The organism is Rhodococcus sp. UYP9 (assembly GCF_040547235.1).
Taxonomy (GTDB): Bacteria; Actinomycetota; Actinomycetes; order Mycobacteriales; family Mycobacteriaceae; genus Rhodococcoides.
Window position 1 is genome coordinate 302,989 of the sequence record NZ_JBEPPH010000001.1, and the last position, 23,923, is coordinate 326,911.

Annotated in this window: 22 protein-coding genes; 6 read left to right on the forward strand and 16 right to left on the reverse strand. The window is 63.7% G+C overall.

Features of this window, described 5'->3' with window-relative positions; all coding sequences use genetic code 11:
- Nucleotides 1–12: 12 nt before the first annotated feature.
- Entirely contained in the window at nt 13–1,143 is a 1,131-nt protein-coding gene (ygfZ, locus tag ABIB36_RS01545; protein WP_502944858.1) for a CAF17-like 4Fe-4S cluster assembly/insertion protein YgfZ, read from the forward strand.
- Nucleotides 1,144–1,399: 256 nt separating this feature from the next.
- On the forward strand, nt 1,400–1,615 hold the full coding sequence (locus ABIB36_RS01550) for a DUF3073 domain-containing protein (RefSeq protein WP_084347077.1): 216 nt from the start codon (nt 1,400–1,402) through the stop codon (nt 1,613–1,615).
- 89 nt (nt 1,616–1,704) lie between these two features.
- Here the strand turns inward: ABIB36_RS01550 and purM are convergent, their stop codons facing one another.
- The 10 genes from purM to purS all read right to left on the reverse strand — a co-directional run bounded on the left by purM (nt 1,705) and on the right by purS (nt 12,772).
- Nucleotides 1,705–2,805: a phosphoribosylformylglycinamidine cyclo-ligase gene (purM, locus tag ABIB36_RS01555; protein ID WP_354559286.1), complete on the reverse strand. Its 1,101-nt coding sequence runs from the start codon at nt 2,803–2,805 to the stop codon at nt 1,705–1,707.
- 179 nt (nt 2,806–2,984) lie between these two features.
- The gene (gene purF, locus ABIB36_RS01560) at nt 2,985–4,550 is read right to left on the reverse strand and encodes an amidophosphoribosyltransferase (protein WP_354558957.1); all 1,566 of its coding nucleotides are present in this window, start codon (nt 4,548–4,550) and stop codon (nt 2,985–2,987) included.
- A 103-nt stretch (nt 4,551–4,653) separates the two neighbouring features.
- Entirely contained in the window at nt 4,654–5,055 is a 402-nt protein-coding gene (locus ABIB36_RS01565; protein ID WP_084347075.1) for a sterol carrier family protein, read from the reverse strand.
- Entirely contained in the window at nt 5,034–5,615 is a 582-nt protein-coding gene (locus tag ABIB36_RS01570) for a CPBP family intramembrane glutamic endopeptidase (RefSeq protein ID WP_256895634.1), read from the reverse strand. Before ABIB36_RS01570 ends, ABIB36_RS01565 begins: the two co-directional genes overlap by 22 nt.
- Nucleotides 5,616–5,638: 23 nt before the next feature.
- A complete protein-coding gene (locus ABIB36_RS01575; RefSeq protein ID WP_354559287.1) occupies nt 5,639–7,345 on the reverse strand; it encodes an alpha/beta hydrolase in 1,707 nt (568 codons plus the stop codon).
- Between the two features lie 100 nt (nt 7,346–7,445).
- Nucleotides 7,446–9,722 carry a phosphoribosylformylglycinamidine synthase subunit PurL gene (gene purL, locus ABIB36_RS01580; RefSeq protein ID WP_084347072.1) on the reverse strand — a complete coding sequence of 759 codons (2,277 nt, stop codon included), beginning with the start codon at nt 9,720–9,722 and terminating at the stop codon, nt 7,446–7,448.
- 357 nt (nt 9,723–10,079) lie between these two features.
- Nucleotides 10,080–11,393: a M18 family aminopeptidase gene (locus ABIB36_RS01585; protein ID WP_354558958.1), complete on the reverse strand. Its 1,314-nt coding sequence runs from the start codon at nt 11,391–11,393 to the stop codon at nt 10,080–10,082.
- 88 nt (nt 11,394–11,481) lie between these two features.
- Nucleotides 11,482–11,832 (reverse strand): VOC family protein, encoded by a 351-nt coding sequence (locus ABIB36_RS01590; RefSeq protein ID WP_084347070.1) that lies wholly within the window; start codon nt 11,830–11,832, stop codon nt 11,482–11,484.
- Nucleotides 11,833–11,861: 29 nt separating this feature from the next.
- Entirely contained in the window at nt 11,862–12,539 is a 678-nt protein-coding gene (gene purQ / locus ABIB36_RS01595; protein WP_084347069.1) for a phosphoribosylformylglycinamidine synthase subunit PurQ, read from the reverse strand.
- Nucleotides 12,536–12,772: a phosphoribosylformylglycinamidine synthase subunit PurS gene (gene purS / locus ABIB36_RS01600; RefSeq protein WP_084347068.1), complete on the reverse strand. Its 237-nt coding sequence runs from the start codon at nt 12,770–12,772 to the stop codon at nt 12,536–12,538. Before purS ends, purQ begins: the two co-directional genes overlap by 4 nt.
- An 87-nt stretch (nt 12,773–12,859) precedes the next feature.
- On the opposite strand from purS, the gene ABIB36_RS01605 reads away from it, so the two are divergent.
- Nucleotides 12,860–13,504: an MBL fold metallo-hydrolase gene (locus ABIB36_RS01605; protein WP_354558959.1), complete on the forward strand. Its 645-nt coding sequence runs from the start codon at nt 12,860–12,862 to the stop codon at nt 13,502–13,504.
- Here ABIB36_RS01605 and ABIB36_RS01610 read toward each other — a convergent pair.
- The 4 genes from ABIB36_RS01610 to ABIB36_RS01625 all read right to left on the reverse strand — a co-directional run bounded on the left by ABIB36_RS01610 (nt 13,501) and on the right by ABIB36_RS01625 (nt 17,043).
- Nucleotides 13,501–14,166 (reverse strand): LppP/LprE family lipoprotein, encoded by a 666-nt coding sequence (locus ABIB36_RS01610; protein ID WP_354558960.1) that lies wholly within the window; start codon nt 14,164–14,166, stop codon nt 13,501–13,503. The genes ABIB36_RS01605 and ABIB36_RS01610 overlap by 4 nt on opposite strands.
- 89 nt (nt 14,167–14,255) lie before the next feature.
- The gene (locus tag ABIB36_RS01615; RefSeq protein WP_084347120.1) at nt 14,256–14,954 is read right to left on the reverse strand and encodes a DUF2334 domain-containing protein; all 699 of its coding nucleotides are present in this window, start codon (nt 14,952–14,954) and stop codon (nt 14,256–14,258) included.
- 55 nt (nt 14,955–15,009) lie between these two features.
- Entirely contained in the window at nt 15,010–15,516 is a 507-nt protein-coding gene (locus ABIB36_RS01620) for a glutathione peroxidase (RefSeq protein WP_084347119.1), read from the reverse strand.
- 129 nt (nt 15,517–15,645) lie between these two features.
- On the reverse strand, nt 15,646–17,043 hold the full coding sequence (locus tag ABIB36_RS01625) for a cation:dicarboxylate symporter family transporter (RefSeq protein ID WP_084347065.1): 1,398 nt from the start codon (nt 17,041–17,043) through the stop codon (nt 15,646–15,648).
- 149 nt (nt 17,044–17,192) lie between these two features.
- Between ABIB36_RS01625 and ABIB36_RS01630 the strand changes: the two genes are divergently transcribed.
- Nucleotides 17,193–18,755, forward strand: a complete 1,563-nt coding sequence (locus ABIB36_RS01630; RefSeq protein ID WP_354558961.1) for a sensor histidine kinase — start codon at nt 17,193–17,195, stop codon at nt 18,753–18,755.
- On the forward strand, nt 18,752–19,432 hold the full coding sequence (locus tag ABIB36_RS01635; RefSeq protein WP_084347063.1) for a response regulator: 681 nt from the start codon (nt 18,752–18,754) through the stop codon (nt 19,430–19,432). Before ABIB36_RS01630 ends, ABIB36_RS01635 begins: the two co-directional genes overlap by 4 nt.
- Here ABIB36_RS01635 and ABIB36_RS01640 read toward each other — a convergent pair.
- Nucleotides 19,417–21,564 carry a S9 family peptidase gene (locus tag ABIB36_RS01640; RefSeq protein ID WP_354558962.1) on the reverse strand — a complete coding sequence of 716 codons (2,148 nt, stop codon included), beginning with the start codon at nt 21,562–21,564 and terminating at the stop codon, nt 19,417–19,419. The two genes, ABIB36_RS01635 and ABIB36_RS01640, sit on opposite strands and share 16 nt — an antisense overlap.
- A complete protein-coding gene (locus ABIB36_RS01645) occupies nt 21,561–22,445 on the reverse strand; it encodes a phosphoribosylaminoimidazolesuccinocarboxamide synthase (protein ID WP_084347061.1) in 885 nt (294 codons plus the stop codon). Before ABIB36_RS01645 ends, ABIB36_RS01640 begins: the two co-directional genes overlap by 4 nt.
- Nucleotides 22,446–22,507: 62 nt before the next feature.
- On the opposite strand from ABIB36_RS01645, the gene ABIB36_RS01650 reads away from it, so the two are divergent.
- Nucleotides 22,508–23,917, forward strand: coding sequence for an MDR family MFS transporter (locus ABIB36_RS01650; protein WP_084347060.1), 1,410 nt, complete (start codon nt 22,508–22,510; stop codon nt 23,915–23,917).
- Nucleotides 23,918–23,923 lie beyond the last annotated feature (6 nt).

A 23,923-nucleotide genomic window follows, 5' to 3' on the forward strand; every position in this document is an offset into this window, starting at 1 on the left:
GGCGCTCCTACTATGGGAGATGTGTCCGATACCGCCCCGATCGACCCGAGCCCACTTCTCACCCTCCCCGGCGCTGTGCCTTCGCCCGAAGACTCTGCAGACCAGGCCGTGGCCTGGCACTACGGCAATCCCTTCGGTGAGCAACGAGACGCGACATCTGCTGCGGCAATCATCGACCGCTCCAACCGCTTCGTCATAGCGATCAGCGGAAACGAGCGACTGACCTGGCTCGATACGATTTCCAGCCAACAGGTTCAGAACCTGCCCGACGGCATGTCGGCAGAGAACCTGAGTCTGGACATCAACGGACGCGTCGAACATCATTTCGTGCAGACCGATCTCGACGGCATCACGTGGATCGACACCGAGGCCGCGAACGGGCCCGATCTCCTCGCGTTCCTGAAGAAGATGGTGTTCTGGTCCAAAGCCGAGCCTCGGGAAGGCCACGAACTCGCAGTCCTGAGCGTGCTCGGCTCGGACGCGCATCGAGTGCTCGAGGCTGCCGGCGTACCGACCCCCGAGGACGTCTATGCCGCACTCCCCCTCGAAGGAGGCGGATTCATCCGACGGATGCCGTGGCCCGGCCAGAACGCATACGACCTACTCGTCCCGCGCACGTCACTGACCGCGTGGTTCAAGAAAGTACGAGAGCAGGGCGCAACCCCCGCCGGTACCTGGACATACGAGGCGCTGCGGGTCGAGTCGATTCGCCCCCGTGTCGGTATCGACACCGACGAGAAGACCATCCCCCACGAGGTCCGTTGGATCGGCGGAGTTGCCGAACTCGGCGCCGTGCACTTGAGCAAGGGTTGCTACCGCGGGCAGGAGACCGTCGCGCGCGTGCACAACCTGGGTCGACCACCCCGCCATTTGGTTCTTCTTCATCTCGACGGTTCTGCCGACGGCAGGCCCGAAACCGGGGATCCGGTGACGGCCGGAGGGCGGACCGTCGGCAGGCTCGGTACCGTCGTCGATCACTTCGAACTCGGTCCCATCGCGCTGGCTCTGATCAAGCGAACCATTCCTGCCGGCACCGAGTTGGTCGTCGGTCCGTGTGCTGCGTCGATCGACCCGGATTCGATTCCGAACTACGACGACGTTCAGGCGGGCCGCGCAGCAATCGATCGGCTCCGCGGGAGATAACCATCGGACAGGTCACTTTTGCACCGCGATGCGTCATCGTGACTCTTTACCGACGCTACGGGCATTGCCGCAGGCCAGCGGCCCTGACCGACACCTCTGGACCGGTCATACATATATATAGGAATAACGCTACCCGGAGGCGTATGAGCATCTGAGCCGTTCTCGCGCTAGAGTGTGGTCCAGGAAGAAATACCAAAACCAACGGGGCGCCCAAATTTCCCCAGGCCGCCCCGCAAGTCCGCGAGGGGGCAACGCCATGGGCCGAGGCAGGGCTAAGGCAAAGCAGACAAAGGTCGCTCGTGAGCTCAAGTACAGCTCTCCAACAACGGACTTGGAGAGTTTACAAAGAGAACTCTCCGGCGGTTCGTCCAAATCCCACCGTGGCGGCATTACCTCGGGCGGCATATCCTCCTCGGACGCGGAAAGCTACACCCGCGTCGAAGAGGATGAATACGAGGATTGGCGACGCTGACCTGCGATCTATACAACTGAGGGGGAGCCGCACCGCGGCTCCCCCTCAGTTGTATAGATTCCCTGCAGTTGTCATAGACCGTTCGGCGCTCAGAAGCGTGGGTGATTGCCCAGCAGTACGGCGCGCTCGGTTGCGACGGTACTGTCCGTCGACTTCTTGACCGTTCCCAGAGTCCAGCATTCGATGTGTCGTGCGGTCAGGACAGCGAGTGCACGGTCCACGTCCTCGGGCGCCACGATGGCCACCATGCCGACCCCCATGTTGAACGTCTGCTCCATCTCGCTACGTTCGACGCGCCCACGCTGAGCGATCAGTGAGAACAACGGTGCCGGACTCCACGTTCCACGGTCCAGTTCGGCGACGAGCCCTGCGGGCATGACGCGTCCCAGGTTGTTCGCCAACCCGCCGCCGGTGACGTGACAGAACGTCCGCACCTCGGTCTCGGCAGCCAGCGCCAGGCAGTCCTTGGCATAGATCTTGGTGGGCTCGAGCAGCTCCTCACCGAGAGTGCGACCGAACTCTTCGACGTGGCCGCCGAGATCCATGTGGTTGATCTCGAGCAGAACCTTGCGTGCAAGGGAGTACCCGTTGGAGTGCAGACCCGAGGATCCCATTCCGATCACGACATCGCCGGGGCGCACTCGGTCGGGGCCCAGAACCGAATCGGCTTCGACCACGCCTACCCCGGTTGCCGACAGGTCGTAGTCTCCGTCGGCCATCAGACCTGGATGCTCGGCCGTCTCGCCTCCGAGAAGCGCACAGCCCGCAATGACACAGCCGTCTGCAATGCCCTTGACGAGCTCAGCGACCATTTCCGGTACTACGCGGCCGACGGCGATGTAATCCTGCAGGAACAGCGGCTCAGCTCCGCAGACGACCAGGTCGTCGACGACCATGGCCACGAGATCCAATCCGAGAGTGTCGTGCTTGCCCATCGCCTGCGCGACGGCGACCTTGGTGCCTACCCCGTCTGTCGAGGCGGCGAGAATCGGCTCCCGGTAGTCGCTCTTGAGCGCGAACAGTCCGGCGAATCCACCGAGACCGCCCATGACCTCGGGTCGAGACGCCTTCTTGGCGAGGGGGGCGAACAGTTCGACCGCTCGGTCCCCTGCGGCGATGTCGACGCCTGCCGAGGCGTAGGAAGCACCACCAGAGGAGGTTGCGCTCGGTGGTCGGGTTTCCTCGGTCATGCGGCTCCAGCCTGTGTGCTCGTACTGTTTGTCTTCGCGCATCGTGCGCATAGTGCGCTCTCACGGTACCGGAGCGGACAATCGTCCGGGAACACGACAGACCTAGCCGACTGCTTGTGACGTCGACATCACTGAACAGGACGTAACGACGATCACACGAGGCTGACGATCACGCGAAGCTAGGGCCTGCTCAGTGCGCTGGCGTTGGCGTTGTCCGTCTCGGCCTGTTGGCCGGCAGCATTTGCAAGCATGCCTTCGAGCACATGTTTGCCCAGAGCATTGTCCGGCGGAAGGGCGATCGGGTACTCGCCCGTGAAACATGCAGTACAGAGCCTGGATTCGGGCTGCTCCGATGCCGCAACCATCCCCTCGATCGAGATATATCCGAGGGAGTCGGCACCGATGGCCTGACGCACACCTTCGAGGATTCCGTCCCCGGAATCGACGCCGTTGGCGATCAGCTCTGCCGGTGACGCGAAGTCGATGCCGTAGAAGCATGGCCAGCGAACGGGCGGCGACGCGATCCGCACGTGGATCTCGAGTGCGCCTGCCTCGCGCAGCATTCGAATGAGGGCGCGTTGCGTGTTGCCGCGCACGATCGAGTCGTCGACCACGATCAGACGCTTGCCGCGAATGACTTCCTTGAGCGGATTGAGCTTGAGCCGAATACCGAGCTGACGAATGGTCTGCGACGGCTGAATGAACGTTCGCCCGACGTAGGCGTTCTTCATCAGTCCCTGGCCGTACGGAATGCCGGAGCCCTGTGCGAACCCGACCGCTGCCGGCGTCCCGCTCTCGGGAACCGGAATGACCAGATCGCCTTCGGCGGGGTGTTCCTTCGCGAGCCGTCGACCGATCTCGACCCGAGTGGAGTGCACGGAGCGACCGCCGATGACGCTGTCGGGACGGGCCAGGTACACGTATTCGAACACGCAGCCCTTGGGCTCCGGGGAGGCGAAACGTGAGGATCGAACACCGTCGGCGTCGATGGCGAGCAGTTCACCGGGCTCGATGTCGCGTACGAACGCGGCACCGACGATATCGAGTGCAGCCGTTTCACTGGCTACGACCCAACCCCGGTCGAGCCGCCCCAACGACAGCGGTCGTACGCCATGCGGATCACGCGCTGCATACAGCGTGTGCTCGTCCATGAAGGTGAGGCAGAAGGCGCCCTCGAGCGTCGGCAACAGTTCCATCGCAGCCTGCTCGATGGTGCGATCGGCAGCCTTGTGGGCCAGGAGGGCTGTCACGACGTCGGAGTCCGACGTCCCGTTGCCCTGGAGCCGGTCGCTGATGAGACCTGCGTCGCGAGCTCTGGTGGCAAGTTCGGCGAAGTTGACCAGGTTTCCGTTGTGGCCGAGCGCGATGCCCGTCCCGGCAGTAGTCGTGCGGAAAATGGGCTGTGCGTTCTCCCAGATGACCGAACCGCTTGTGGAGTAGCGGCAGTGTCCGATGGCGACATGCCCCGGCATGGCGCCGAGGGTCTGCTCGTCGAATACCTGACTGACGAGTCCGAGGTCTTTGAAGACCAGCACCTGTGCGCCGTCGGAGACGGCGATACCCGCGGCCTCCTGGCCTCTGTGTTGCAACGCATACAGACCGTAATAAGTAAGTTTTGCCACATCCTCGCCTGGAGCCCACACACCGAAGACGCCGCACTCTTCTCGCGGCTCACTTTCGGGTACGTCCAGCGGTTTGCCTACCAAAAGATTCGGACTGTCGACCGACAACTCGGCGTTGGTCACTGGCACTGCTCCCTAAGGGGGACGAGGGCGGGGGGCTGGGACCAGTCTACGGTCCCACGGCAAGAGGCAACGCATCGTACGTGCTCAGCATTCCCTCGGGGGCTCATTCCCGCAGGATCGGCAGCCGCATGATCGGCAACCAGTGTGCGACGTCACCCGCCCGACTGCCGGAGGCTGTGATGGATCCGTCTTTCAGCGCATCGTCGAAGGTGCGGACCCCTGTCGCTATCTGCAACCAGGTGTACGGATCCGTCTCGACGACGTTCGGCGGCGTGCCGCGGGTGTGCCGCGGGCCGGTGATGCACTGCACCGCCACGAAGGGCGGAACCCGAACCTCCACACTCGAACCCGGTGCGACCTGCGCGAGCGTGCGTACGGTGGTGCGAACTGCATCGGCGAGCGCGGCACGTGAGGGCTTCTCGACGTCCTCGCCTCTAGTCCAGTCGGCGACGGCCAGCACCGCTTCGCGTACCTGTTCGGGGGTTACGAGTTTGCTCGGCGCCATCGTCTCAGCCTAGTTCCAGCCAGGACCGCCCCACTGACATTGACCGACAGATGCATCAGCGCAGGGGCGAGGACGCTGCCGCTGCGTCGCCGTAGCCACGAGAACATGACCCCCGCGGCCGCGGTGAAGATCACGGTGCCCACCACCGAATCGCCTGCTGTCCGTGCCGGGTGAATATGCCACAGCCCGAAGAACATCGGCGACAGTGCGGGTGATACTGCGTCGAACACGCTTCGGAAAACAAGTTCCTCGCACGCGACGGTTCCGAACGGAATGCGAAACAGGATCCACTCGGCGAGGTCGCTGTCGGATGGACGCACGCGCTCCAGCCACGACGGTTGGGCTGCGATGACGACTGCGCCCACCACCGGGACAGCGCCGGCCGCGGCTCCCCAGGCGAGCCCGGAACGCCAGGACGAACGCCGAAGCCCGGCGGGGCGGATGCCGAACATGCGGGCGAGAACGGTCACGCCGATACCGAACGCCAGATTCGCGACAACATTGCGGCGGTCCGGCAACGCCAACCGTGGCAACACCGACGTACTCCAGCCCGTGGTCACGGCGCCGAGCGCAATCCCGCGCATCACTTTTCTGGGCCGTCCCGGCCCTTGTAGGCGTTCATGACGGCACGCACACGTTCGGTGTCGGCGGCTGTCCACCCATCGGGTGCGGCGATCGAGACCCACCCGTCGAGGACCAGCGTTCCGTAATTGTGTCCGTGACCGTCCGGGACGCCTGCGGCGTTGGTCAGATCCGCTGCCACCTGCCAGAACGTGACGATCGGGAACCAGCGCATATCAGGCAGTCGATCGGGCCCTGGCGCCTCGGACAGCCAGTCCGGCCGCTCGAACAGCAGGTCCGGCGACCACCAGACGACGGGATCCGACGCGTGCTGCACGTAGAGCACCCGCGGGCCGTACCAGGGTTGACCGACCGGTGGTATCGCTCCCGAGTTGTCGGCGAAGCGCAGCACGAGACCGTCCGCGTAGACCGGGAGTACTTCGGGGCTGCCCGGGTCACGGCGATCCACGAACTGACTCCAGAGTCGATTGGAGTTCGGCGGTCCCACCCACAGCACGCCGTCGGTCGTGTCACGGATGTCGGCCAAACCGTCGAACGCACCCTCGCCGGCATTGGTGCCGAGGCTTTCGCCGTAGACGTAGAACTTGGGGCGCGTGGCCTCCGGTTCTTGCAGCCAGCGCTCGTGAACCTTGTCGATGAGTGCCTTGCCTGCCTCCGATGCGATTTCTCGTTCGGCGAGAAACGAAATCCAGCTCGGCAGATAGGAGTACTGCGCGGCCACCGTGGCCACGTTGCCGTCGAACATCAATTCGGCTGCTTCGATGGCTGTCGGATTGACCCAGCCCGTCCCCGTCGTGGGTACCACGACCAGGGCGCTACGTTGGAAGGCGCCGGTTCTTTCGAGTTCGTCGACGACGAGGTCGAGCCGCTCGTCCTGGTTGTCAGCGGATTCCAGTCCGGCGTATGCGCGGATCGGCTCCATGGCGTTCCGTCCGAGCGCCTGGGTCAGCTCGCCTGCGTTCATGCCGCTGGAGACAAAATTTCGGCCTTCGAATCCGAGTGATTCCCACGACGCGACGGACTGTGGACTGCCGGATCGCTCCGGCTCCGTGGGCTGGATTGCGCCGTCGCGAGTTTCGTCGTTCTGGAGACTGAAGATCGAGTTCGTCACGTCCGACACCGCCCGAAGCAACACGCCTTGAACGAGCGTGACGACGAGGACGACGACCAACACCACACCGATGACGTTGGCGACCTCACGCGGCATCTTGATCACTTTGTTGATCTGCCGGACCACGAGTCGAACGAAGTCACGGAGAACCCGAATGGCCGAGATCAGCAATGCGGCCGTGGCGATACTGAGAGCCCCGGTCCGTAAGTAACCGGTCGTCGTGGTTCCCTCGGCGTCCATCAGTGCAGCCAGTTCGCGTTGCCAGCCTGCGGAGTAGGCGAGCATCACCAGCGAAGCGAGGACTGCAGCGATCGGGACGAAGATCTTCATGCCCAGCTCGGCTCGTGGTGGCAGCGGCCACCACGAACGTGGCCGCAGAAACACTCGCAGTACCAGCCATCCGACGGCGACACCGAACCCGTAACCGATCGCGGAGTTGATTCCGCCGATGAGGCCCTGGAACAACCAATCTCGGGGCAGGAGCGAGGGTGTCAGCGACCAGCAGAAGAACAGCGCACTGAAGGCGAGGCCGGTGAAGTCGAGCTTCGGCAGACCCCACAGCCACATGAGGAAGGGATGCGCGAGCGGGGAAGGCATCGAGAACTCGACGGGGATACGGAGGTAATGAGCATGTTCGCGCTCGACTGTGCTCACGACCTCCGCCGCGTCCTCCGATACCTCGCCCCGCGTCACGGCCCTACCCGAAGAGTCGGGGAAGAGTGCCCTCGAATACTTCTCGCAGCTCGGTCATCGGGACCGAGAACTGACCCTGCACCTCGATCTCGTCGGAGCCCTCGTCGACGACGCCGATGCGCGTCCACGGCAGCTGACGAGCGGTACACATGTTGGAAAAGCGTGTCTCCTCGGTACGCGGGACCGCCACGAGAACGCGACCCGAAGACTCCGAGAACAGAGCCACGAAAGGATCTGCACCCTCGGGGAGCAGAATGCGGCATCCGGTTTCGCCGGCCAAAGCTGCCTCTACGACGGCCTGAGCCAGTCCCCCCTCGGACAGATCGTGGGCGGCGGTGACCATGCCGTCGCGTGAACCGGCGAGGAGGATGTCCGCCAGCAGCTGCTCCCGCGCGAGATCGACCTTCGGCGGGACGCCACCGAGATGATCGTGCTCGACCTGTGACCAGATGGAACCGTCCAGCTCGTCGTGTGTCTCACCGAGCAGGATCAACGTTTCACCGGGCTCGAGGCCCAGGCCCGTCGGAATGCGTCGGTGCACGTCGTCGATCACGCCGAGGACACCCACCACGGGCGTCGGCAGGATCGGCTCGGAGCCGGTCTGGTTGTAGAAGCTGACATTTCCGCCGGTGACAGGGATGCCGAGAGTGACGCAGCCGTCGGCGAGACCGCGGACGGCCTGCTGGAACTGCCACATGACGCCCGGGTCTTCGGGGGAACCGAAGTTGAGGCAGTTGGTGACGGCCTTCGGAGTCGCACCGGTGACGGCGACGTTGCGAAATGCCTCGGCAAGAGCCAGCTGAGCACCCTGATAAGGGTCGAGCGCGGTGTAGCGGCCCGACGCATCGGTAGCGAGTGCGATACCGCGACCGGTCTTCTCGTCGATGCGGATCATTCCGGAATCGGCGTTCTCGGCCAGCACGGTGTTGCCGCGGACGTAGCGGTCGTACTGCTCGGTGATGAACTTACGGCTGCAGAGCTGCGGCGAGGCAATCATCTTCAGCAGCGTTGCCTTCAACTCGTCCGGCGTTTCCGGACGCTTCAGCGATGCAGTCGTGTTCGCGATCAGTGCGTCCTGATGCGCTGGACGCTGCACCGGACGGTGGTAGACCGGGCCGTCGTGGGCGACCGTCTTCGGCGGAACATCGACGACGGTCTCGCCATGCCAGGTGATCTCGAGGTGGTCGCCGTCGGTGACCTCGCCGATGACAGTGGCCAACACATCCCACTTCTTGCAGACCGCCATGAACGCATCGACGTTGTCCGGAGTCACGACGGCGCACATGCGCTCCTGTGACTCACTCGAGAGCACCTCGGCAGGGGTCATGCCGGTGGCGCGCATCGGCACCTTCTCCAGCTCGATGGACATTCCCCCACTACCCGCGGATGCGAGCTCGGAAGTGGCACAAGACAATCCGGCACCGCCGAGATCCTGAATGCCGACGACGAGCTTGCCTGCATACAGTTCCAGGCACGCCTCGATGAGAACCTTCTCAGCGAACGGGTCGCCCACCTGGACCGCCGGAAGCTTCTTGCGCTTGCCGTCGGTCTCGTCTCCGTCGAAGGTCTCGGAGGCGAGAACGGAGACGCCGCCGATGCCGTCGAGACCGGTACGAGCCCCGAACAGAATGATCTTGTTGCCCAGTCCCGACGCGAACGCGAGATGCATGTCCTCTACCCGCATGACACCGGCACACAGAGCATTGAGCAGCGGGTTACCGGCGTAGGAGGCGTCGAACACCGTCTCGCCACCGATATTGGGGAGGCCGAGGGAGTTTCCGTATCCACCGACCCCGGAGACGATGCCGCTGAGCACGCGACGAGTGTCCGGGGCATCAGCGGCACCGAAGCGCAGTTGATCCATGACGGCGATGGGACGTGCACCCATGGCCATGATGTCGCGGACGATGCCGCCCACGCCCGTCGCGGCGCCCTGATAGGGCTCGACGTACGACGGGTGGTTGTGGCTCTCGACCTTGAACGTGACGGCCCAGCCGTCACCGACGTCGACGACGCCTGCATTCTCGCCGATGCCCGCGAGCATCGAGGTGCGCATCTCGTCCGTGGTGGTCTCCCCGAAGTACTTCAGGTGCACCTTGGAGGACTTGTACGAGCAGTGCTCGCTCCACATGACCGAGTACATCGCAAGCTCGGCATCGGTGGGGCGACGGCCGAGTATTTCCTTGATTCGGACGTACTCGTCTTCCTTGAGTCCGAGCTCTTTGTACGGCTGCTCTACATCGGGTGTGGCGGCTGCGGTTGTCACTGTATCGACGGACACGAGGAGTGGGGTCCCTTCTTGGAGCGAAATGCCAGCTGAAGTCTATCGGGCGGGGCCGACATGCCCGAATCCTCGTCCCTCGCCCGGTAGCGAGCCAGGCCGACATCAGCGCGCGAGCACGACCTGGTGGACATACCGCTCACCGAGAACGATCTGAACGAATCGGGGTCCTGACGCCCCAGCAGGTGGTCAAGGGTGTGAATACCCCCTGCAAGGCCGTCGTGTGTTTCTTCGCGGAAGTGATCGACTCCACAGCTCGCGGCGTGCGTGCGCCTGTGAGCGCGCACCCTTTTTCCGAAGTAGACCCCCGCGCTAGCCGATCAGCGCGGCGGTCTACTTCAGAAAAAAGGTGTTCGCTTACTGAGCCGGAGCGAGGAAGGCAGCGAGTGCGGCGGAGTACGCGGCGACGTCGGACGCGCCCATCAGCTCCCGAGAGCTGTGCATCGCCAACTGCGCCGCCCCGACGTCGACGGTGGAGATCCCCGTGCGCGAGGCGGTGATCGGTCCGATGGTCGATCCGCACGGCAGATCGGCGCGGTGAACGTAGCGCTGCATTCGCACCCCTGCCTGATCGCAGGCCAACGCGAAAGCACCGGCGCCCGCGGAATCGGTTGCGTACCGGAGGTTCTGGTTGACCTTGAGCACCGGTCCGCCGCCGAGTTCGATGCGGTGCGCGGGCTCGTGTCGATCCGGGTAGTTCGGGTGCGTCGCGTGCGCCATATCGCCTGAGGCACAGATAGATCCGGCCATCGCCTGCAAGAACTCCTCGCGTCCGCCGCCGCGTCCGAGCACGATTCGCTCCAACACGGTGCTCAGCAGATCGGAGAAGGCGCCGCGGTCCGACATGCTGCCGACTTCCTCGTGATCGAAGAGGGCCAACACCGGAGTCGCAGCGGTCGGATTCTCCACTGCCGCAATCAAAGCCTGAGTTCCGGCGTAGCACGTCGCCTGGTTGTCCAGACGAGGAGCGCTGACCAACTCGTTCTCGACGCCGACGACTGCGCTCGGCGCCAGGTCGTGCGTCATGAGTTCCCAGCCGAGCACCGCAGACGGATCCACGCCCTCGCGTTCGGCGACGTAGGAGAGAAAGGACCGTGGTGAGCGTCCGATCCCCCAGATCGCGTTGACGTGGCGCTGCGGATCGAGGGTGACGCCCTTGCGGTCCTCGGACAGGTGGATCGCCAACTGCGGTACGCGCAGGATGGGTTCGTCGACCTTGACGAGCACTTCCCGTAGTCCGTTGCCGTCACGGACGCTGAGGCGGCCGGAGATCCCGAGGTCGCGGTCGAGCCAGGAGTTGAGCCAGGCGCCGCCGTACGGTTCGAGACCGACCATCTGCCAGCCTGCCGACTCGAGGTCCGGATGCTGTTTGACCCGCAGGTTGGGGCTGTCGGTGTGGCCGCCGACGATGCGGAACCGGCCGGGAGTGGAGCCTGCGGAACGACCAGAATCACGAGGGTTGCTCTCGGTGCTCCACGCCACCAGCGAACCGCCGCGGATCAGGTAGTACCTGCCTGCCGCGGTCGGCCACGCTGCGGTCTCTTCGACCCGGACGAAGCCGACCTCCTCCAATCGCACCGCCACTGTTCGACACACGTGGAAGGGCGACGGCGAGACGTCGACGAAGTTGCACAGACCGGCAGCGGACGCATGAGACGACATGGGATCCATTGTGTCAGCTGCTGCGTCGAACAGATCGAGAGATCGAGAGGCGTTCCCAACCTGGTTTCGAAGACCGGTACCTCGCGGACCGTGAAGGCTAGTGCGCTCCCGAAATGCAGAACACGTTGCCGTCGGGATCGGCCAAGGTCACCCACGTGAAGTCGCCCATCGTGTGCTCGTCCACCTCGGATGCACCCGACGACACCAGCCGAGACCGCTCACCCGAAAGGTCGGACGTCGTCAGATCCAGGTGGATCCGATTTTTGCCGGGCGTCGGGTCATCGACCTTCTGGAAAGCGAGGCGGTACGGCACCGACGGCAGAACGACGGTGTAGAACCAGCCGTCGTTCTCCTCGTCGATGCGGCCGTCGGTCTGCTCGGCCCACCACCGCGCGAGGGGGCCGGGGTCCGAAGAATCGAACGTGATCATCGCTGGCGTCAGAGTCATGCCCGGAGATTAACCCGGGCCACCGACAACTACGCAGAGACGATCGCGTCGAGCGCCGAGTAGAAGATGCCGAGACCGTCGTCGCTCGGGCCCGTGAGGGGCTCGGTGGCGTGCTCGGGATGCGGCATGAGTCCGACGATGCGACCGTTGGCCGAGGAGATGCCGGCGATTGCGCGTTGCGAACCGTTGGGGTTGGAACCGCTGTAACGGAACACGACCCGGCCTTCACCCTCGAGCTCGTCGAGAACCTCTTCGGAGGCCTGGAATCGACCTTCGGCGTTCTTGACGGGGATGAGGATCTCGGCGCCGGACTCGTAGCGCGAGGACCATGCGGTGTTGCTGTTCTCCACCTTCAGCCACTGGTCGCGGCACACGAAGTGCAGATCCTCGTTACGCGTCAGAGCGCCCGGCAGCAGCCCGGCCTCGCAGAGGATCTGAAAGCCGTTGCAGATACCGAGGACGGGCATGCCGCCTTCTGCTGCCTTGACGACGGATTCCATGACGGGTGCGAACCGGGCGATGGCGCCGGCGCGCAGATAGTCACCGTAGGAGAAGCCGCCCGGAACGACGACCGCGTCGACGTTCTTCAGGTCGGCGTCCGCGTGCCACAAGCTGACGGCTTCGCCGCCTGCCAACGTGACCGCGCGGGAGGCGTCGACGTCGTCGAGAGTTCCTGGAAAGGTGATGACACCGATGCGAGTGCTCATGCGAGACGGGTCACTTTCCAGTCCTCGATGACCGTGTTCGCGAGCAGCGATTCGGCGATCTTTTCCAGCTCGGCGTCGTCGACACTGTCGTCGACCTCGAGCTCGAAACGCTTGCCCTGACGCACATCGGAGACACCTGCGATCCCGAGACGCCCCAGAGCGCCTGTGATGGCCTGACCCTGCGGGTCGAGAATTTCGGTCTTGGGCATGACGTCGACAACAACACGGGCCACGTGAGAGCTCCTCGAGATATAGGTACCGGCAGGTGAGAGTCTACGCAGGCACTGCCGTGTGCATGACACTGCGTTTACTGTGGGGTGATGCGGCTGACTCACTTCGGACATTCCTGCCTCCTCGTCGAACTGAACGGAACGACCGTCCTCTTCGACCCCGGCAACTTTTCCCACGGATTCGACGGCATCACCGATCTCGACGCCATCCTGATCACCCACCAGCACCCTGATCACGTGGACCTCGAGCGTCTGCCGGCATTGGTGCAGGGCAATCCGCGGGCAGCGCTCTATGCGGACCCGATGACGGCGTCGCAGCTCGGCGACCGCTGGACGGCGACGCACCCGGGGGATGTGTTCGGGGTCGGCGGCATCCAGGTGACCGGAGTCGGCGGCACTCATGCGGTGATTCACCCGGACCTGCCGGTGATCGACAACACCGGTTATCTCCTCGGAACTCCCCAACATCCGTCCCAGTTGTTGCATCCCGGCGATTCACTGTTCGTCCCCGAACAGAAGGTGGACATTCTCGCGCTTCCCGCCGCGGCACCGTGGATGAAGCTCTCCGAAACCGTCGACTTCCTACGCGCAGTCGCGCCCCGCACGGCCTTCCCGATCCACCAGGCCATCATCGCCGAGCAGGCCCGCGGGATCTACTACGGGCGCTACAAGGAGTTGGCCGACGAGAACACCGAATTCCGGACGTTCCCGGAGGAAGGTTCGATCGAGATCTAGGACCCCGTCACCTCGACGGGGAGCGCGTCCAGCATCGTCACCGACGACCCGTCCCACTGGTAGCGGATCAATGCGGGACCGCCCGTCGGGTTGGCGTTGGCATCGTCACCTACGGGCCAGCGGTACCCGACGGTGATGGTGTCGGCGGACTGCGAGTCGACGAACGTGAACCCGTACGGCTCGGACGTTCCGGTGCCGAGGTAGTCGCCGTCGGCGAAGAACAACACCTGCACCGGCGAGCTGGCGGTACCGCCGGAAGTATCGGCGCGGACCCAGGTGAACGACGCACATGGGTCACCGATCTCCGTTGCCATCCACGCAACGCCGTCGAAGTACTGCGGCAGTGAGGCGAGAGCATCGGTCACTGTCGGCGAGGCAAGATCCAAGCAGACGGGATACTCGGGGCCGGGCGTACGCGTAGCTGGGGCAGCCTCGGCGCGCGGAACCACTTCTGTTCTCTCGCCGGGCGGGCGATCCGCGACAATGGGCGGGAGAGACCCAGGCGAGGGCACGAAGGTCTGCGGCACATTCTGCTGCCCCGGGGCCGCCGACGATTTCGGTGCAGCCGAGGATTCCGGGGCGGCCGTCGCATTTCCGTCATCGGAATTTCCGCACGCCACCAGGGCCATGATGCCGATCGCTACGAGAAGAAGTCGTTTCATGTCGCCACCTGCGAAGTCGGTTGCACAGTCGGAGGTTACATCCCGCGAACCGAATTGTCCGTTACACCCAAGGGATACACCGCTGACGGCTACGCGGCTCGGCGAACTGTCCGGACGTGCTCGTAAACGCCAGGCACCGCCCCGCTGTAGAGCGCGAGGTCGATCGCGTCGAGCATCGCCCGGCGCGGCCCGCTACACCCGAGTTGCTGAGCGCTGACGGCCAATCGCACCAGGCCGTCACGTCGAGCTGCGCGGCCCGCACCGATCACGAGCGCCCTGCACCACCACGGTTCGGCCTTCATGCCCTCCCCGATGCCGAGAACTCGCCCCCGCTCGGCGGTACCCGTTTCCAGGTCTCGAATTGCATTGATACCGGCGATCATTCGAAATCCGGCATCCGGCAACGCCGATACTGCGCCAGGCGAGGCGAGCCATCGGGGCGGCGCGAAAACCCTTGTCCGCAAGCCGGTCTCTTCCATGACTCGATCGGCAGCCATGAGCCGCAGCCGGGCCTCGTGCCGCGGCAGGGCGGCGAACTCGGCGCGGCGACGCTTGGTTGCTGCCTGATCGTAGCCGTGCAGGACGATGGCATCCCCATCGTCGCGACGGCCCCGAAGCCATTGCTGGGTAGCCGAATCCTTCGCCAACCGGTATTTGTCCTTCAACCGGGGCGCGACGAGCAACGAGAGTGGTACCGATCGCGAGTCGAGTTCACGGGCGAATTCCGCAGCGTAGTCGCGGGTGTCGTCTCTGATTCCACTTACCGAAACGATCAGCGCTCCAGACATGACTCGAGCCTCGCGCACCAGGGTGAACGAGGCTCGACATCAGCATTGACCGTGTCTAAACGGCGATGGTCTCTTTCGGCAGGATCTTGTCGATCGCTGCGAGAACTTCGGGTGCATCGGGTTCGGTGCGGGGACGGAACCGGTTGGTGACGACGCCGTCGGGCGAGATCAGGAACTTCTCGAAGTTCCACTGGATGTCGCCTGCGGTGCCGTCCGCGTCTTCGGCCTTGGTGAGCTCGGCGTAGAGCGGGTGCCGGTTCTCGCCGTTGACATCGACCTTCTCGAACATCGGGAAGGTGACGCCGTAGGTGGTGGAGCAGAACGATTCGATCTCTTCGGCTGTGCCGGGTTCCTGTCCACCGAACTGGTTGCAGGGGATGCCGATTACCGACAAGCCCTGTGCCGCGTATTCGGTGGCCATCTTTTCGAGGGTGGAGTATTGAGGGGTCAGGCCGCACTTGGATGCGACGTTCACCACCAACACTGCTCGGCCTGCGTACTCATCGAGCGTGGTGGGCGCGCCGCCCAGCGTGTTGATGCCGATGTTCTGAACTTCAGTCATGCCGACGAACTTACCTGTGGTTATCGCGGGAAGGGGAACCGACCATATGAAAAGAGAACGACCCTCGGTGAGGGTCGTTCTCTTCATTTCCGAACCGGGCGACGGGGGGTGCGCGGCGCCCGGCAGGTATCAGACCCTGGCCGAGTCCTTCTCGAGTTCGACGCGCTCTACGCGCTTGTCGTCCTCCGGGAGGTGATCGTCGACCATGGTGGTCTCGTCGAACGGCAAGTTGCCGTCGAGAACTGTTTTGACGCGGGATGCGTCGATCGTCTTGGTCCACGTGCCCACCAGCAGGGTGGCGACGGCGTTGCCGGAGAAGTTGGTCACTGCACGAGCTTCGGACATGAAGCGGTCGATTCCGACGATGAGGCCGATGCCGTCGAGCAACTCGGGGCGGTGACTCTGCAAGCCGCCGGCGAGCGTGGCTAGACCGGCACCGGAGACACCTGCGGCACCCTTGCTGGCGATGATCATGAAGAGCAGCAACGAGAACTGCTCAGGGATCGACAGCGGCAGGTTCATGGCGTCGGCGATGAAGATCGACGCCATCGTCAGGTAGATGGCGGTGCCGTCCAGGTTGAACGAGTATCCGGTCGGGACAACGATTCCGACGGTGGTGCGCTCGACACCGACATGCTCCATCTTGGCGATCAGCCGCGGCAGGGCCGACTCGGAGGAGCTGGTCGCGACGATGAGCAGGTATTCACGAGCCAGGTATTTGACCAGCTTGAAGATCGAGAAGCCTGCGACGAAACGAAGAATCAGGCCGAGGAAGCCGAAGACGAAGATGGCGCAGGTGATGTAGAACGCCAACATCAGGGTGCCGAGCTGGATGACGGCGTCGAATCCGGTCGCGCCGACGACGCCTGCGATGGCACCGAAGGCGCCGATCGGAGCGAGCCACAGGATCATCGTCAGTATGCGGAAGACGAGTTTCTGCACTGCGCCGATTCCCTTGAGGATGCCTTCGCCCTGCTTACCCATCGCTTGCAGCGCGAAGCCGACGAGGATTGCTACGAACAGAGTCTGCAGCACCGAGCCTTCGGTCAGCGAGGACAGGAGCGTCTCCGGAATGATGCCGGCGATGAAGTCCATCGTGCCGCCCGCACCCTCCGCGGTGGCCGCGTACTTGTCGCCTGCGCCACTGGCCGGGATGTTGAGGCCGCTGCCTGGCTGGATGAGGTTGCCGACGACCATGCCGATCCCGAGGGCGATGGTCGACATAGTGAGGAAGTAGGCAAGCGCCAGTCCGCCGACCTTGCCGACACTGGCTGCGGCTCGCACCGATCCGATGCCGAGGACGATGGTGCAGAAGATGACCGGGCTGATCATCATCTTGATCAAACTGACGAACAATGTGCCGAGCACCGCCAGGTCGACGCCGACTTCCTTCCACAGCAGACCGACGATGACGCCGGCGACCACTGCGATGATCACGGCGATGTACAGCCAGTGGGTCTTGTCCCGCTTCACCTTGGGCTTGGGCGGCGGGGTCTGGCTTGTGTCAGCATCGATGCTGGTAGTCATTGGTACGTCCTCTGCGGCTATATCTGCGACTTGTGCAGCGTGAGGTGGATCACGCCGCGCTAGGGAACGATGCTGGTGCAGATCGAGGCCACAGTCACCAATACGTTCATTCTGTTCACGGTTCTACTATTTCTTCGAGGTGACATGACATGGCCAAGCGTCCGACGAGCGTGGCAGGGCAGGTATTGCTGTTGCAGCTGGCGGTCATCGCTGTCGTGGTCGCCGCAGGCGGCATCCTCACCGTCCTGAACGAACGCTCCAACAGTGACGAAGCGACATCCCGGGTAGTCGTCGCGGTGGCCGCCGCCATCGCCAACGAACCGTCGACGCCGTTGGCTATTGCCTCCGAAAATCCGACGGCTCGCTTGCAACCCGAAACCGAACGTATCCGCAAGATCACCGGCGTCGACTTCATCGTCGTCATGGCACCGAACCGCACCAGATTCACGCACACGACCGTCGACCTGATCGGTAAACCTTTCAGCGGCAACATCGATGACGCGCTGCGCGGTGAGACCATCACCGAGACGTACGTCGGGTCGCTCGGTCCGTCGATCCGTGCGGTCACCCCGGTCATCGACACGTCCGGAAATATCGTCGGTCTCGTATCGGCAGGCGTCACCCGCGCGAAGATCAGCGAACAGTTCGTTCGTGGTCTACCCATGATCTTCGCCGTCGTACTTGCGGGATTCGCCGCCGCTGCAGCAGGATCCGTGCTTCTCGGTCGACGTCTCCGACGGCAGACCCTGGGAATGGCGCCTGCGCAGTTGCGCACCATGTACGGCCATCACGATGCCGTGCTGCATTCGATCGGGGAAGGACTGGTGGTGTTCGGCGAGGGTGAAAGTGCCGAACTCGTCAACGACGAAGCGCGTCGACTTCTCGACCTCGCGGATGGGCCGGTGACGCGGGCCTCGCTGCCGGAGTCGATGCAGTCGATGCAGTCGATGGACACCGGAATCGTCCGCGGCGAACTTCATCTCACCGATTCGAGAGTCCTGTTCGTCAACCAGGATCCGGTGATGTGGGAGGGCACTCGGCTCGGCCAGGTCCTCAGCATCCGTGACCGCACCGAACTGCAGAACATCATGGGCGAACTCGATTCGGTCCGCAGCTTCGCCGAATCACTCCGGTCGCAGGCCCATGAATCGGCGAACCGTCTGCACACGGTCATCACCATGATCGAACTCGGCCGCTCCGAGGAAGCTGTCGAGTTCGCAACTGCAGACCTGGAGTTGTCACAGCATCTGATCGACCGATTGATGGCATCCGTGCAGGAACCCGCGCTGGCGGCACTGCTGCTCGGCAAGATGAGCCAGGCCGGCGAACAGGGCGTGGAACTGACCGTCACCGAGGACACTGCGCTCGGACCCGTGGGCGTGCTGACTCCGCGTGAATTGGTGACCGTGGTGGGAAATCTGATAGACAATGCGATCGATGCCTCGAAAGAATCCGAACAACCGTGGGTCGAAGTGACGGTCCGTGACTCCGATGATGTTCTCATCGTTCGTGTGGCCGACAGCGGCCCTGGAATGTCACCGGAAACGTTGCGTACCGCGATGACTCGCGGCTATTCGACGAAGGCCGATTCCCGTGGACTCGGACTAGCATTGGTCACCCAGGTCGTCAAGCGTCACCGCGGGGAGGTAACGACCGCTCTCACCTACGGTTCGGTGCTCCTCGCTCGCATCCCGTCCGGAGACCGGTCGTGATCAGGGTCCTTATCGTGGACGACGAACCGCTGATCGCCGAGGCGCACCGAAGCTACGTCGACCGAGTGCCCGGCTTTACCGTCGCCGCAGTCGCGCACAGCGGACACGGTGCGATGCGCGCGGCAAGCCGGGCCGAGGAACCCATAGATCTCGTCCTTCTCGACATCGGCCTGCCCGACGCCAACGGCATCGACGTGGCGGCCGCTCTGGGCGGTCTGCGTCCGAGCCCGGACGTCATCGCCATCACGTCCGAGCGTGATCTCTCGGTCGTGCGGTCCGCGGTCGCCCACGGTGTCGTTCTGTATCTCCTCAAGCCGTTCACCTTCGCTGCGTTCCGCGACAAGCTCGAACGGTATCGCGAATTTCACGACGCGCTGCCTGCGGGTAAGAGTGCAGCCAGTCAACGCGACATCGACCGCGCAATGTCCCATCTGCGCATCGCCGACGAACGCGCCTCCACACCCAAAGGCATTGCGCCGCAGACGATGGACGGCATCACCGCCATCGTCCGCGAGGCGCCCGCCGGCCTCAACGCCTCCGAGGTCGCCAAGGCGGGCGGGGTGTCGCGAGTAACGGCCTGGCGGTACCTCGAGCGCCTCGCCGACGACGGACTGGTCACCCGCATCACCGAATACGGCAAAGCGGGTCGACCGCAGGTCCGTTACCTCTGGCGGTAGTCGAGTGAGCCGCCTGTCTTGTCCACGATCCAGGCGTACTCGAAGGCTGCTTCCTTCCACTTCTCGTAGCGCCCGCTGACGCCACCGTGGCCCGCACTCATTTCGGTCTTGAGTAGTAGGTCGGAGTCACCGGTCTTCGTAGCGCGCAGCGCAGCAACCCATTTCGCCGGCTCGACGTACAGCACCCGGGTGTCGTTGATCGAGGTGATCGCCAGGATGCTCGGGTAGTCCTTCGCCTCGACGTTCTCGTAGGGGCTGTAGGACTTCATGTACTCGTACACCTGTATGTCGGCCAAAGGATTACCCCATTCGTCCCATTCGATGACGGTCAGTGGCAGCGATGGGTCGAGGATCGAGGTCAAGGGATCGACGAACGGCACATTGGCGAGAATCCCGTTGAACAGTTCGGGTGCGAGGTTCGCGGCCGCGCCCATCAGCAGGCCACCGGCACTTCCGCCGTCGGCGACGAGATGCTCGGGCGAGGTACGACCACTGTCGATCAGATACTGTGCGGCAGCGACGAAGTCGGTGAACGTGTTCTTCTTCGTCAGGGTCTTGCCGTTGTCGTACCACGCTCTACCCATCTCACCGCCGCCGCGAACGTGCGCGACGACGAACACGATGCCCCGATCCAGCAGCGAGAGCCGTGCGACCGAGAAGGACGGATCCATGCTCGCCTCGTACGAACCGTAGCCGTACAGCAGCGTCGGAGCAGGCCCTTCCGGCACATCCTTGCGCAGGACGACCGACAACGGAATCCGAGTTCCGTCCGCGGCGGTGGCCCACTCACGATGCTGGACATAGTCGTTCGCGTCGAAGTCGCCCAATACCGGTTGCGACCTACGCAGCAGCATCTCACCCGTCGCGAGGTCGTAGTCGTAGACCTTGGCGGGGGTGATGAACGAGGTGTACACCAAACGCAGCAGAGGCTGACTCCACTCCGGGTTGGAACCCGCTCCGACGGAGTAGAGCTCCTCGTCGAACGTCATCTCCGTGTAGTCGCCGTAACCGTTCTCGTCGAGCGGCCAGATCGCCAACCTCGTCAGAGCCTCGCGTCGATAGTTCAGTACGAGGTGATCGGCAAACGCATCGACGTCCTCGAGTCGAACGTCGTCGCGATGTGGAACGAGGATCCGCTGGTCCTCGGGATTGTCGACAGGAGCCTCGGCGAGCAGGAAGTTCTCGGCCTTCTCCCCTTCGGTGCCCCAGCCGTTCACCGATCCGTTGTGCTGGATGAGGAACCGGTCCTCACCCTTCACGACGGCGTGCTCGACGCTGTATTCGACTCCGTCGACGCGCGGGAGAACGACGCGGAATTCGCCTTCGGGATCGGCGGATTCGAGGACGAGGCATTCGGTGGTGATCTTCGACCCCACCCAGATCATCAGGTATTTTTCGCTGCGCGTGGATCCGAAACCGACCCAGTAGCTTTCGTCGGGCTCGTGGAAGACCTTCTGGTCCTGCTCGGTAGGGGTGCCGAGGGTGTGACGCCACACGGTGTCCGGCCGCCAGGATTCATCGACAGTTTGATAGAAGACGTGGCGGTGATCGATAGCCCACGTCGCACCCGTGGAGACGTTCTCGATCGTGTCTGCGAGCAGTTCGCCGGTCGAGAGGTCCTTGAAACGCAGCGTGTATCGCTCGTCGCCCTCGGTGTCGGTCGAGTAGGCCAGCAGGTTCCCGTCCTGGCTGATCGAGAAGGCGCCGAGCGAGAAGAAGTCGTGTCCTTCTGCTTCGAGATTGGAGTCGAGGAGGATCTGCTCGCCGGCGATCTCGGTGTCCGCCGACAGTGTCGGCGGGGTCCAGTTGTCGGGTGAGTCGACCGGGCAACGGCATTGGAGCCCGTACGACTTCCCTTCGAGGGTGCGCGAGTAATACCACCAGTTGCCCATCCGCGTCGGGACCGAAAGATCGGTTTCCTGCGTGCGCGATTTGATCTCGTCGAATATTTGCCCCCGCAGCTCGGCCAGCCCGGCGGTCTCCTGCTCGGTGTACGCATTCTCGGCCTCGAGGTAGGCGATTACCTCGGCGTCATCCTTGTTACGCAGCCATTCGTAATTGTCCACGAAGGTATCGCCATGATGGGTTCGCTTCAGCGGAATCTTCTTGGCGATCGGTGGTGTGAGTGTCATGGCTTGACCCAATCTTCGAAGTTCAGACCCGAAATGCGTTCGTAGGCCTCGATGTAACGTGCGCGTGTCGCTGCGACGACTTCGTCTGGAAGCGGCGGCGGTGGGGTCTGCCCATGGCGGTCCCAGCCGGATTCACCGGTGAGCCAGTCGCGGACGTACTGCTTGTCGAAACTCGGCTGCACCCGACCTTCGGCGTAGCCGTCGGCGGGCCAGTAGCGCGAGGAGTCGGGAGTGAGAACCTCGTCTGCGAGTACGAGGTTGCCGTCACGGTCGAGACCGAACTCGAACTTTGTGTCGGCCAGGATGATTCCACGATCGAGCGCGAAATTCGCTGCACTGATGTAGATCTCGAGGGTTTCCGAGCGGAGCTTGAAGGCAAGCGCTTCCCCAACCTGATCGACGACGGTCTGGAAGTCGACATTCTCGTCGTGCTCCCCCATCGCGGCCTTGGCGGCGGGAGTGAAGATCGGCTCGTCCAGCTTGGAGGACTCGACGAGGCCCTGCGGCAATTCGACTCCGCATACCGCGCCGGTGCTGCGGTAGTCCGACAATCCGGAACCTGTCAGATAGCCACGGACGACGCACTCGATCGGGACCATCTGCAGCTTCTTCACCACCAGAGCCCGCCCGAGCAGTTCCTGCGGGATCCTCTCGTCGAGCGGATCACCGGCGAGATGATTCACCCCGCCGAGCTGGTCGAAGAAGAAGACGCTCATCGCCGTCAGGACCCTGCCCTTGTCGGGGATCGGGGTATCGAGGACGTGGTCGTAGGCGGAGATGCGGTCGCTCGCGACGAGAAGCAGGTGGTCGTCGTCGACGATGTAGAGATCGCGAACCTTGCCGCCGGCCAGATGCTGATAGCTATGAAGAGTTGGGCGCACGTAATCACCCTATCTGGGCCTGATGGCGCGCTCTCCCGGTGACGGGAGAACAATGAACTGCAATGGCAACGAACAACGAGGTCGCCGACGTCGGCTTCCGGTCCGAACGCGGGCCCGTACTCATCGCGTTGATGCTCAGCACATCGCTGGTTGCGTTGGATTCCACGATCATCGCCACCGCGGTGCTGACCATCGTCGGCGACCTCGGCGGCTTCGGTCAGTTCCCGTGGTTGTTCTCGATCTACCTGCTCGCCCAGGCTGTGTCGGTGCCGTTGTACGGCAAGTTGTCCGACCTGTTCGGACGCAAGAGGATCATGCTGTTCGGAATCGGTGTCTTCCTGCTCGGTTCGATTCTGTGCGGGCTGGCGTGGAGCATGCCGGCCCTGATCGCTTTTCGAGCGGTCCAGGGTCTCGGTGCGGGCGCCGTGCAACCGATGTCGATCACCATCGCCGGTGACATCTACACGTTGGCCGAACGCGCGAAAGCACAGGGATATCTCGCGAGCGTCTGGGCGATGTCGGCGGTGCTGGGCCCGGCCCTCGGCGGCGTCTTCTCCGAATACCTGTCGTGGCGCTGGATCTTCTTCGTCAACATCCCGTTGTGTCTGCTCGCGGCGTGGATGCTGATCACCAAGTTTCACGAGGGTGCCGTAGAACGGACGAGGCCGAAGATCGACTACCTCGGAGCAGGCTTGCTCACCACGGGTGCAGCACTGATGCTGTTGGGCCTGCTCGAAGGCGGGCAGTCGTGGTCTTGGGCGTCGCCGATCAGTGTCTCGGTCTTTTCCGCAGGTGTCCTCTCACTCGCGCTGTTCGCGTGGGTGCAGACGCGAGTGCCCGAGCCGATTCTGCCGCTATGGGTCTTCACCCGGCGAGTCCTTCTCGTCAGTAGCGTCATCTCGTTGCTCGTCGGAGCGCTGGTTCTGGGCCTGACGTCGTATGTACCGACCTTCGTCCAAGGGGTACTCGGGACCGGCGCGATCGTGGCGGGCTTCGCACTCGCGACGCTCACCCTTGGATGGCCGATCGCGGCCTCGCAATCGGGCAGGCTCTATCTCCGGTTCGGCTTTCGCACGACCGCGTTGACCGGTGCGTCCATCGCCCTCGTCGGCGCAGTGGCGTCGACGTTCATCGGTTCCGGTAGCGCCATCTGGCAGATCGCTGTGGTGTGTTTCGTCATCGGTCTCGGCATGGGGTTGATCGCCAGTCCCACCCTCATCGCCGCGCAATCGAGCGTCGAGTGGTCCGAACGTGGCGTCGTCACCGCCACCAACATGTTTGCGCGATCGATCGGAAGTGCCGTCGGCGTTGCCATCTTCGGGGCCATCGTCAACTCCCGGATCTCCGGCCCGGGCGAACCCGACCCACAACAGCTGTCCGACGCCATCCACGTGGTCTTCCTCGGGGTGGCGGCGGCGGCCGTGCTGATGGCGGTTGCTGCGTTGTTCATGCCGAAGCCCTCGGCGCGGTGAAGGTCC

Coding starts and splice junctions, on each gene's coding strand:
- ABIB36_RS01650 (WP_084347060.1), top strand. CDS start 22,508: ATGGCAACGAACAACGAGGTCGCCGACGTCGGCTTCCGGTCCGAACGC.
- ABIB36_RS01620 (WP_084347119.1), bottom strand. CDS start 15,516: ATGACTGAAGTTCAGAACATCGGCATCAACACGCTGGGCGGCGCGCCC.
- ABIB36_RS01575 (WP_354559287.1), bottom strand. CDS start 7,345: ATGCCTTCCCCGCTCGCGCATCCCTTCCTCATGTGGCTGTGGGGTCTG.
- ABIB36_RS01640 (WP_354558962.1), bottom strand. CDS start 21,564: ATGACACTCACACCACCGATCGCCAAGAAGATTCCGCTGAAGCGAACC.
- ABIB36_RS01550 (WP_084347077.1), top strand. CDS start 1,400: ATGGGCCGAGGCAGGGCTAAGGCAAAGCAGACAAAGGTCGCTCGTGAG.
- ABIB36_RS01615 (WP_084347120.1), bottom strand. CDS start 14,954: ATGTCTGGAGCGCTGATCGTTTCGGTAAGTGGAATCAGAGACGACACC.
- ABIB36_RS01590 (WP_084347070.1), bottom strand. CDS start 11,832: ATGACTCTGACGCCAGCGATGATCACGTTCGATTCTTCGGACCCCGGC.
- ygfZ (WP_502944858.1), top strand. CDS start 13: ATGGGAGATGTGTCCGATACCGCCCCGATCGACCCGAGCCCACTTCTC.
- purM (WP_354559286.1), bottom strand. CDS start 2,805: ATGACCGAGGAAACCCGACCACCGAGCGCAACCTCCTCTGGTGGTGCT.
- purQ (WP_084347069.1), bottom strand. CDS start 12,539: ATGAGCACTCGCATCGGTGTCATCACCTTTCCAGGAACTCTCGACGAC.
- ABIB36_RS01630 (WP_354558961.1), top strand. CDS start 17,193: ATGGCCAAGCGTCCGACGAGCGTGGCAGGGCAGGTATTGCTGTTGCAG.
- ABIB36_RS01625 (WP_084347065.1), bottom strand. CDS start 17,043: ATGACTACCAGCATCGATGCTGACACAAGCCAGACCCCGCCGCCCAAG.
- ABIB36_RS01585 (WP_354558958.1), bottom strand. CDS start 11,393: ATGGATCCCATGTCGTCTCATGCGTCCGCTGCCGGTCTGTGCAACTTC.
- ABIB36_RS01605 (WP_354558959.1), top strand. CDS start 12,860: ATGCGGCTGACTCACTTCGGACATTCCTGCCTCCTCGTCGAACTGAAC.
- ABIB36_RS01610 (WP_354558960.1), bottom strand. CDS start 14,166: ATGAAACGACTTCTTCTCGTAGCGATCGGCATCATGGCCCTGGTGGCG.
- ABIB36_RS01565 (WP_084347075.1), bottom strand. CDS start 5,055: ATGGCGCCGAGCAAACTCGTAACCCCCGAACAGGTACGCGAAGCGGTG.